The organism is uncultured Actinobacillus sp., from assembly GCF_945915845.1.
In the GTDB taxonomy this organism is placed as follows: domain Bacteria; phylum Pseudomonadota; class Gammaproteobacteria; order Enterobacterales; family Pasteurellaceae; genus Exercitatus.
The window spans coordinates 1-8724 of record NZ_CAMEFX010000059.1 but is presented as its reverse complement, the minus strand read 5'-3'; the positions used below and the strand labels follow the sequence as shown (position 1 = coordinate 8724).

Genomic DNA, 8724 nt, shown 5'->3' with positions numbered 1-8724 from the left:
ATTCGGGCATTGATAACACTAGAGATGAGCATTAAAGCATTATAATTCGTATCTTTTCATCAACGGCTCAGCGGAATAAGGAAGCTGTGTTGGATACGGATTTCCTGTCACATTGGGGCTATAAGGATAATTCACATCATAAAGCGGTGCAGGACCAATGGTACCTGCTTGTTGCGTATTCATCGTCTTGCTGGCTGCGGTTTTAACCACAACGCGGCGATTTGGTCGTAAACAATCCTTCGCTGCCTGATCGTAACCATCACAATGCTTCACTTGATGTGCTTTACCAAAACCAATCGTTTTAATAACAGGCATTAACTATGAATAAAATTAAAATCAATTTTAATAACAAATTAAATTTGTGATTTTAAGACTTTAATCGAGTACAAATAGACATGCGATGAACTGGTAATGTGAGAAAATCAGTTGACATTAATAAAATTTAAAACTACATTGATAACAGTATCATTAAATGATACGTCTGACTATGAATTTCAACTAACTTAGGAGAAGCTGAATTTGGGCTTATTGAAAGATAAGTGTTTTGTCAGCTATATGCAATATGAATATGAGATTACAGGTAAAGCAATGGGGAAATAGCAAAGCGATCCGTTTGCCAAAGGATTTTACTGACGCGATGAATTTGCATATAGGGGATTTTTTAGAGCTAGAAAAAATTAGCAGCGATACCGTTAGAGTCGTTATTATCCCAAATACCCCCCGTAAAAGACGACTAACCTTAGATGAACGCATTGCAATGACTTCATCGAAAGAATTACCCATTATTCAAGAATGGGATTCACTTATTCCAACAGGGCAAGAAATTTGATGTCTAGATCACAATTCAAAAGGGGTGATATTATCACCGTTTGCTTAAATCCAGTTGTAGGAAAAGAACTACAAGGAGAAAAACGCCCCGCACTAGTCTTGAGTGGTAGTAAATTCCATGAACTTGGATTTATGATGATAGCTCCAATTACACAAGGTAATGCAGCACTGGCGAGAGAAAATGGTTTTGCTGTAACGCTAAGCGGAACAGGTTGCAAAACGCAAGGTGTTATTGTTGCATATCAAGCTCGAATAATTGATTTTCGGGGTAGAAATGCTAAAAAAGTAGAAGTTGTACCGAATTATATTCTATCCGAAGTACAAGATATTGTTGAAGCAATTTTGAAAGATTAATCAAAACATGATCTGCCCCTAAGAGCCGGATGAAACAGCCGGCTCGTTAAGGTGCAGATCAAAATGAGATATTACAAATCAAGATTTTCAGCAAAACTATAAGTAGTTGTACCGCCTACAATGATGTGATCAAGTAAACGAATATCAAATAGTGCTGCTGCATCTTTGATTTTTGTCGTGATATTTCTATCAGACTGACTTGGTGTAACTTGGCCGGAAGGATGGTTATGGGCAAGAATTAATGCAGCTGCGTTAAGCTCGAGTGCTCGTTTAATCACTTCCCTTGGATAAACCGCAGTCGCATTGATTGTGCCTTGAAATAAGATTTCAGCAGAAAGCAATTTATGTTGGTTATCTAAAAATAACACCATAAATTCTTCACGCTCTTTTAAACCTAATTTCATTTTCAAAAAATCCATCACCATTGACGGATCATTGAAAGTTATCCCTGATTGATAAACAGGGGATTGCTCCATCACTTTAGCCATTAATAATGCCGCTTGTTCAATTACAGCATTTTCATTTGCAGTTAAAAATTTACACATAACTTGTTTCTCCAATAAAAAAGGGAAACAAGTCTCCCCCAATAGGAAAGCTATGTTTCCCATAGGGGTGAGTAAATATAGAAATGAATAATAAAAGTGATTACGCCCAAAGTAATCTGGCTAATTTCACTTTTTTCTCAAATTCATTGACGTCTTTTTTCGCATAAGTCAGCGAGTAAGCATGAGCACGCTTTTCGGGATGTGTTTTTAATTCCTGATGTTTTTCTTTAGCTTGCGCCAATTTAAACTCGAAAAATTCAACACTTTCCGGCATAGATAAATCAATTTTATCCGCCATTGATTCCCAATAGGCAATCTTGCTGCTATAGCTTTCAGCTTTTCGCATTTCGCCAACTGCCTTATCCATTCTGCGCGCATTACGCTCAATTAAAGCACGATGCCGTTTTTCGCTATGATGACCAATTTTAATTGGTTCAGCTAAACGAAGAAATTCGCGCCCTTCATTCGCAGCTTCACAGTATTTTTCACTACGAATCATTGCATTATGCGCATAACCTTGATAACGCTCTGCTTTCATTGCTGCACGAGTTTGACTATTTAAGCCATCACAACGGACGAAAGAATAGAAGAAAAATCCGTCTTGTTGTTTAACAAGATTATGGATTTCAACTTCAGTTTCATTGCCATATTTACTCGTCAATACAATACATTCACCTTTAGCATGAGCTTCAGGGCATTTTGCAACATAAACATTTGGTGCGAATTTAGCGTAAGAATTTGTAGTAGTCATCGTATTTCTCCTAAAAAATAAAGGGAAATACGATACCCACAAGGGAGTTGTATTTCCCTTTGGGGTAGTTAATGTTAAAAATAAATTAATGAACTCGATTTTTTTCAATACAATTCCAGTAATCATCGACAGTACAAATATCCCAATCGTTAATCACTAAATGTGTATCAATCGAATTGACCCAAAAGAAAATATCTAAATCATTCTCTTCTAAGCCTGTTTCATCACAGAAATGTGAAAGTACTCGTCCAAGCACTAAACTTTGATAGACATTGCCAAGCACAGGAAGCTCTTTACTTTCCCGAGCTATTTCCCATACTTCATCATCATTAACCCAATCACGGTAATGATAAAGAATATCTTCCCAAGCACTGCATTTCGGTGAACAATTAAGTGGTATATTGAAAAATGACATCGTATTTCTCCTAAAAATAAAGGGAAATACGATACCCAAAAGGGAGTTGTATTTCCCTTTGGGGGTAGATAGTGAAAGGTCTTATTTAGATAACAATTGTTGTTCTTGAGCGTACTGTAGAGAAAATTGTCGTTTACCCACAATCTCTTCTACTTTATTTTCAGAAAGACCTGCATCAAGCAGCTCTTTTCTTAACGTTTCAATAGAGCGATTAAACGCTTCTCTTGCACGTTGTACACCATCAACAATAAATTGCGCATTAAAATCATCTTTTAATTCATAAAATTGAATATTCGATACGCAATGAGCAAACCATTCAAAACGAGCGGCAACTTCTTGCAACGCAAGTGTGCCATGTGCTTGTTTTATTCCTGTTTTGCTTAAATAAACAGTACCTTGTATATTGGTGAAACCGTGTTTTTTAAGAATACGTTGAATATCCGCATACGCATTTTTCCGGTTTGGATGATGGTATTGTGCTTCTAAACAGCGCGTATCCATATCAAACACAATTAAAGTACGATTCATAAAGAATCTCTACTGTAGATATAAATTGAGTCACTAATTGATAAGTTTCATTAACCCCATCAAAATGCCAACGCCAGCCAAAATAAGACCGGCCATTTTATACATTTCAGTGGTGAGTTTAACTTCAAGATCTTTTAAATCACTTTTAGTTGCTAAAGGACTTTGACTTTGTTCAAGTGCTTCATCAATGGCATCGGCTAAAGCTTCAGCCTGAGCTACATCTTGACCACTTTCTTGAAGTTTTTTCACAAATTTCAATTTATCAAAACGTAGTGTCATAGATAACTCCATTATAAATCTCCTTATTGAATAACATCAGGGAGATTTACCCACAGGGATAAATATCCCTGAAGGGTGTGATTTAAATTAATTGATAAACTTCATTAATCCCATCAAAATGCCAACGCCAGCCAAAATAAGACCGGCCATTTTATACATTTCGGTGGTTAATTCATTTTTCAATTTTGCCATTTCAAGCTGTAAATCAACCTTAGTCGCTAATTTATCAAAACGCTGTGTCATAGATAATTTCATCATATTAATTGATAAGCTTCATCAAGCTCATTAATACGCCAACACTTGCAATGATTAAACCAGCCATTTTATACATGGTTGCATTTAAGGTTGTCATCAAACGAGCTTCCAAATTAGCCATCTCGACTTTAAAGTCGGAACGTAATTCAGCCATGGCTTGTTTAAATTCAGTTTTAGTTAACAATTCATTTTGACTCTGCTCCAGAGCTTCATCAAGGGCGTCTGCTAACGTTTCTGCCAATTCAGATTTATCATCCCAATTTGCAGCCTGAACTTTTTTAACAAAACGTAATTTATCAAAACGTAGTGTCATAGATAACTCCATTATAAATCTCCTAAATATATCATATTGGGGAGATTTACCCATCGGGATAAATATCCCCAACGGGTTAATGTGAAAATTTATCGAGATTTTTTATTTTCAAATAACACATCTCGATAGAACCAAGTTACCCAAATGGCAAGTGCAATGACAGGTAAAAGAACCATTGCCATAGCGGATATAAGTGCCCAGTTCATAATTGTCTCCTATTATTTTTTCTGCTCTTCAAGACGGTTAATGGCTTTGCTTCTATTTTATCGGCCACGTATTCAAAATACAAGCCGATACACCAAGACAATATGCCAAACACCACTAAAGCAAAGGACTCAAGCGTCTCAATGCCATCATTAGGAAGAACAAAACCGACAAATCCAATACCTGCAATTGCACCGGCTTTGCGAAGATCTTCACCAAGACGGTGTAATGTTTTAGGTATGAAAAGCTTAGGTATAATTAGATTGGCTAGATGATACATATCATTCACCACCTTTGATGAAATGGGTAGGAATGATTTCACGTAGGAAATCATCCCTACGTTAAGTAAAGGGAAGGCTTAATTTCAAAAGAAATCAAGCCTTATGGATAAGTGATAATTATTCAGGGTCGGACTGTTTCACATATTTTGATTCACCGTCAATCTTAATTGATTTGACTTGAATCAACCGACCTTTCAAACTAACACCGGTATCGCCTTTTTTGTGATATTGACTATCACTCTTATAAGTGAAAGTCTCAACCCACATATCAGCCATGACAAACGAAACAAGAACTTTCTTTTTCGCGTCTACTGCGTCTTTGCAGCGTCTGATAAGTGATGCTGTTTCTTCACCTGCAGCGTTCATATCGAAATAACGATATTCAGGCTTATCAGATGAACCCACTAATGCAGCGATACGACAAGCTACGATGTCACCACCCTTTGTATCAATGATGCGAACATCATTAAGATAACCGATACCAGAAGTGTGAAGATTGAAGTAAGAAGTTTGTTTTTGAGTACTCATAATGTTTCTCCAAATGTAAAAAAGACGGAGAAACATTCCTACCCAATTCGGGAAAAATGTTTCCCGTCAGGGTAAATGGTTTGATGATAAGGTAATATATGCTTTCAACTCAAAAGAGCACTCTTTTACAGAAAGCCAAGAGTTTTTTGCCAATATATGGCTAAGGGATTGGTCAATTTGCTTACGCAAACCACAATCTCAAGACCACGATTGTGTTAAAGGAAGAGTCATTTTTACCGCAGTAAAACCGTAACCTTTCAGACTCCGGCTACTTTCCTTGCTATCAACGACAGCACTAAGGAATTCGTCTTGATACGCAATGTAAACAATTTTTAAGAAAATAAATAGCTAAAAGTAAAAATTCACAAAAGAGACTTTTTTTGTGATGATGTTATCGCCCAGCGTCATTTTATTGTACTAAGCTAAAAAAGAGCCATTAAATGACCCATCATCATTTAATGGCAAAGGAGTTTATCTATGTACGATTTTTTATTATTTATATCAACAAAATATTATCGTCACAAATGCAGTATAGACAATTTATATCGGATTCCCAATCGTTAATTCAAACTTCTCACAAAATAATTCTTCTCACCAAGAATTAAGGGAAGCCATACCATCCGTATGTACTTCCCTTAAAAAGACCAAACTAATATGTTTAAAGAATTTGTTACCCTGCCAAGATATAACGCTTTCCTACCGCATATTATCCAATAACTAAGTGGTCGTTTATTGGTACATCGCACGCCATTACGGCATAAAGGGCGTTCAATTTTTCACCAGTGAACTCTGGTAGTAAAAAAGGATGCTTAACCATACAATGTATTAAGCATCAACATATTAGCACATTTTAAAGCCATAGAGATGATATTATTTCAATATGCGTTTTTTATAGGATGTACCACTTGATTTGCGTGTTTTTCGTTTTTTCTCAGAATCAATAAATTCAACGCCATCACAATTCGGGTATTGAGTACATCCCCAAAACACTGTCCCGGTTTTACCCTGTCTTTTGACCATGGGTGAACCGCACTTAGGGCATTTTTTCGTTTCAATATTCCCCATTTTTATGCCTTGTTTCATACAGACATCCATTAGCTGACGCACAAAGATTTCCTGTTTTGACATAAACTCATTTAATGTCATGGAACGTTCCGCAATCTGATTCAATGCCTGCTCCCAAAGTGCGGTCAATCCCGGATCTTTTAATAAATTAGGCAAACTATCAATCAGCGAAACTGCCTGTGCTGTCGCAAGCAATTGCTTTCCTTTTTTTGTTAAAAAACCTTTATCAATCAATCCCTGTATTAATCCGGCACGAGTTGCTTCCGTCCCCAATCCTTCCGTTTCGCGTAATCGTTGTTTTAATTGCTCATCTGTCACAAAACGCGCAGCATTTTTCATTGCGCTCAGCAACGTCCCTTCCGTAAAGTGCGAAGGTGGGGATGTTTTTAATGATCGGACATCAGTATCTGTAACAGAACAAGATTCCCCTTTGGACAAATTCGGGAGCTTTTGGCCATCATTTGATTCATCATTCTCATCTTTTTCCGCGCCTTGAAACAATGCCTGCCAACCGGTAACGACAATGACTTTGCCTTTCGAGATAAGTGAATGTGCACCTGATTGTAACTGCACAGTTGTTTTGTCCACTTCAAAATGAGGTAAAAATTGAGCTAAATAACGGCGGCGAATTAAATCATAGACTTTCATCTCATACGGACTTAATTTAGCTATATCACCGCCTTTTATGGTTGGGATAATACCGTGGTGAGCGGTAATCTTTTTGTCATTCCATGCTTTGGATTTTTGCGTCAAATTTAATTTACCAACAATGCCTTTTAAAGATGGATCTGTATTCACCAATCCTTGAATAACATTAGGCACTTCAGCCAATTGCGCTTCAGGCAGATAACCGCAATCTGTTCTAGGGTAGGTTGTCAATTTATGCGTTTCATATAAAGATTGGGCAATATCTAGCACTTGCTGCGCACCCATCCCAAATAAACGGTTACATTCAAACTGCAAATCACTTAATGCAAACAATAAGGGCGGTGCATTTTTTTCACGTTTTGTTTCAATATTAATAATCTGAGCTGAACCAAGCGTATTAATATCTTTCGCCGCTTTTTGTATGATTGCCGCATTTAAACAAAGCCCATCTTCATCACGCGCCGCTTCAGGAATAACATAATGAGCCGTAAAAGGTGAGCCATGAGAGCTAGTTAAGCGAACAATCAGCGTATAATGGTCTTTAGGAATAAAATGTTTAATTTCCTTGTCTCGATTGACCACAATGGCAAGTGTTGGACTTTGCACACGCCCCACACTTAAGGGTTTCCCCATATAACCTTGTTGTTGAGCGAGTAGAGTAAACAGACGAGAAAAATTCATGCCAATTAACCAATCAGAACGGCTACGCGCTAATGCGGCATAATATAATGATTCGGTTTCTCGTCCATCTTTGATAGACGATAAGGCTTTTTTAATACTTTCTGCGTCAAGCGCGCTTAACCATAAACGTTGTATGTTGCCTTTATACCGAGCAAGATCTAAGAGTTCACGCGCAATCATTTCCCCTTCACGATCTGCGTCAGTAGAGATGACTACCACACTGGCTTTTTTAATTAAAGCCATCACCACATTGTACTGTTTCTTGACGTTCGCTTTAGCCGAAACGCCCCATTGTTTAGGAATAATCGGCAATGCGTCAAAACGCCATTGTTTATAATCAGGATTGTATTGCTCAGGGCTATATTGCTCAACCAAATGACCAACCGCCCAGGTAACAACTACTGAACCATCTGCGCGAGATAAATACCCATCACCAAATTTTGTTGCACCTAAGACTTTAGCAATATCATTACCTTGAGAAGGCTTTTCACAAAGAAAGAGTTTCATATGATTTCCAATACTCCATCATGGCAATTGTAGAATTAATCACATGTTTAAGTTCATTTAATTCTGAATAGGAAAGTGAGTTGAGTAATGACTGAAAGAATTTTAGGTCTTGGAGCTTATTATCATTAAGTGCTATCGATTGTAAAAGTGTAAAGTTACTCATAACATCTAACAAAGCATCTGCTTTGTCTATTTCATTCGTAGATAACAGGTACCTGATTCGATTAGCGATGAATGACGTAATCTGAATAAGACTAGAAAGGAATTGGGCATGATTATAAGATTCCATTTTATTCTCCATTCATACACTATCTCATTACTTTCACTGTTATTTCATATTTTGCTTTGTCTCCTTCCGATAAAATCACTGGGCCATCAATAAATTCGCAGTATCGAGCAACACAGGCTAACGCCATTAAAGTAACGTCTTGTTTTTCTTTCCACAATTCACCGCTTTTATTGGTGTAGCCTGCGTAGATTTGATTGGTTATAGGGGATATGCCTAATTTGATTTCTTTCATTTTGCCGCACTTTCTAATATA

Annotated in this window: 13 protein-coding genes and 1 pseudogene; 2 read left to right on the top strand and 12 right to left on the bottom strand. The window is 37.1% G+C overall.

What is annotated here, in order from left to right; all coding sequences use genetic code 11:
- Positions 1–39: 39 nt before the first annotated feature.
- A pseudogene (locus Q0O89_RS09805) lies at positions 40–297 on the bottom strand (hypothetical protein); the annotation flags it as partial.
- Between the two features lie 265 nt (positions 298–562).
- Between Q0O89_RS09805 and Q0O89_RS09800 the strand changes: the two are divergent.
- Positions 563–829, top strand: a complete 267-nt coding sequence (locus tag Q0O89_RS09800; RefSeq protein ID WP_366516030.1) for an AbrB/MazE/SpoVT family DNA-binding domain-containing protein — start codon at positions 563–565, stop codon at positions 827–829.
- Positions 829–1182: a type II toxin-antitoxin system PemK/MazF family toxin gene (locus tag Q0O89_RS09795; RefSeq protein WP_293731519.1), complete on the top strand. Its 354-nt coding sequence runs from the start codon at positions 829–831 to the stop codon at positions 1180–1182. Before Q0O89_RS09800 ends, Q0O89_RS09795 begins: the two co-directional genes overlap by 1 nt.
- A 71-nt stretch (positions 1183–1253) precedes the next feature.
- Here Q0O89_RS09795 and radC read toward each other — a convergent pair whose 3' ends face one another.
- The 11 genes from radC to Q0O89_RS09740 all read right to left on the bottom strand — a co-directional run.
- Complete coding sequence (gene radC / locus Q0O89_RS09790) at positions 1254–1727, bottom strand: DNA repair protein RadC (protein ID WP_281279619.1); 474 nt, start codon at positions 1725–1727, stop codon at positions 1254–1256.
- 100 nt (positions 1728–1827) lie between these two features.
- Complete coding sequence (locus Q0O89_RS09785; RefSeq protein ID WP_293731518.1) at positions 1828–2478, bottom strand: DUF3560 domain-containing protein; 651 nt, start codon at positions 2476–2478, stop codon at positions 1828–1830.
- 85 nt (positions 2479–2563) lie between these two features.
- Positions 2564–2893: a hypothetical protein gene (locus tag Q0O89_RS09780; RefSeq protein WP_135710983.1), complete on the bottom strand. Its 330-nt coding sequence runs from the start codon at positions 2891–2893 to the stop codon at positions 2564–2566.
- An 81-nt stretch (positions 2894–2974) separates the two neighbouring features.
- Positions 2975–3421: a virulence factor gene (locus Q0O89_RS09775; protein ID WP_293731517.1), complete on the bottom strand. Its 447-nt coding sequence runs from the start codon at positions 3419–3421 to the stop codon at positions 2975–2977.
- Positions 3422–3454: 33 nt separating this feature from the next.
- Entirely contained in the window at positions 3455–3712 is a 258-nt protein-coding gene (locus tag Q0O89_RS09770) for a hypothetical protein (RefSeq protein WP_135710985.1), read from the bottom strand.
- 75 nt (positions 3713–3787) lie between these two features.
- Positions 3788–3958: a hypothetical protein gene (locus tag Q0O89_RS09765; RefSeq protein ID WP_167874955.1), complete on the bottom strand. Its 171-nt coding sequence runs from the start codon at positions 3956–3958 to the stop codon at positions 3788–3790.
- Position 3959: 1 nt separating this feature from the next.
- A complete protein-coding gene (locus tag Q0O89_RS09760) occupies positions 3960–4280 on the bottom strand; it encodes a hypothetical protein (protein WP_135710986.1) in 321 nt (106 codons plus the stop codon).
- Positions 4281–4470: 190 nt separating this feature from the next.
- On the bottom strand, positions 4471–4752 hold the full coding sequence (locus tag Q0O89_RS09755; RefSeq protein WP_293731516.1) for a hypothetical protein: 282 nt from the start codon (positions 4750–4752) through the stop codon (positions 4471–4473).
- A 118-nt stretch (positions 4753–4870) separates the two neighbouring features.
- The gene (locus tag Q0O89_RS09750) at positions 4871–5281 is read right to left on the bottom strand and encodes an STY4534 family ICE replication protein (protein ID WP_293731515.1); all 411 of its coding nucleotides are present in this window, start codon (positions 5279–5281) and stop codon (positions 4871–4873) included.
- 870 nt (positions 5282–6151) lie between these two features.
- Positions 6152–8182, bottom strand: a complete 2031-nt coding sequence (locus Q0O89_RS09745) for a DNA topoisomerase III (protein ID WP_293731514.1) — start codon at positions 8180–8182, stop codon at positions 6152–6154.
- Positions 8183–8490: 308 nt separating this feature from the next.
- A partial coding sequence (locus Q0O89_RS09740; protein WP_293731513.1) for a hypothetical protein occupies positions 8491–8724 on the bottom strand: 234 nt, incomplete at its 5' end.

Excerpts from the sequence above, each read along its gene's own strand:
- Q0O89_RS09750 (WP_293731515.1), bottom strand. The coding sequence starts at position 5,281 with ATGAGTACTCAAAAACAAACTTCTTACTTCAATCTTCACACTTCTGGT.
- Q0O89_RS09755 (WP_293731516.1), bottom strand. The coding sequence starts at position 4,752 with ATGTATCATCTAGCCAATCTAATTATACCTAAGCTTTTCATACCTAAA.
- Q0O89_RS09770 (WP_135710985.1), bottom strand. The coding sequence starts at position 3,712 with ATGGAGTTATCTATGACACTACGTTTTGATAAATTGAAATTTGTGAAA.
- Q0O89_RS09745 (WP_293731514.1), bottom strand. The coding sequence starts at position 8,182 with ATGAAACTCTTTCTTTGTGAAAAGCCTTCTCAAGGTAATGATATTGCT.
- Q0O89_RS09760 (WP_135710986.1), bottom strand. The coding sequence starts at position 4,280 with ATGGAGTTATCTATGACACTACGTTTTGATAAATTACGTTTTGTTAAA.
- Q0O89_RS09780 (WP_135710983.1), bottom strand. The coding sequence starts at position 2,893 with ATGTCATTTTTCAATATACCACTTAATTGTTCACCGAAATGCAGTGCT.
- radC (WP_281279619.1), bottom strand. The coding sequence starts at position 1,727 with ATGTGTAAATTTTTAACTGCAAATGAAAATGCTGTAATTGAACAAGCG.
- Q0O89_RS09785 (WP_293731518.1), bottom strand. The coding sequence starts at position 2,478 with ATGACTACTACAAATTCTTACGCTAAATTCGCACCAAATGTTTATGTT.
- Q0O89_RS09775 (WP_293731517.1), bottom strand. The coding sequence starts at position 3,421 with ATGAATCGTACTTTAATTGTGTTTGATATGGATACGCGCTGTTTAGAA.
- Q0O89_RS09765 (WP_167874955.1), bottom strand. The coding sequence starts at position 3,958 with ATGATGAAATTATCTATGACACAGCGTTTTGATAAATTAGCGACTAAG.
- Q0O89_RS09800 (WP_366516030.1), top strand. The coding sequence starts at position 563 with ATGAATATGAGATTACAGGTAAAGCAATGGGGAAATAGCAAAGCGATC.
- Q0O89_RS09795 (WP_293731519.1), top strand. The coding sequence starts at position 829 with ATGTCTAGATCACAATTCAAAAGGGGTGATATTATCACCGTTTGCTTA.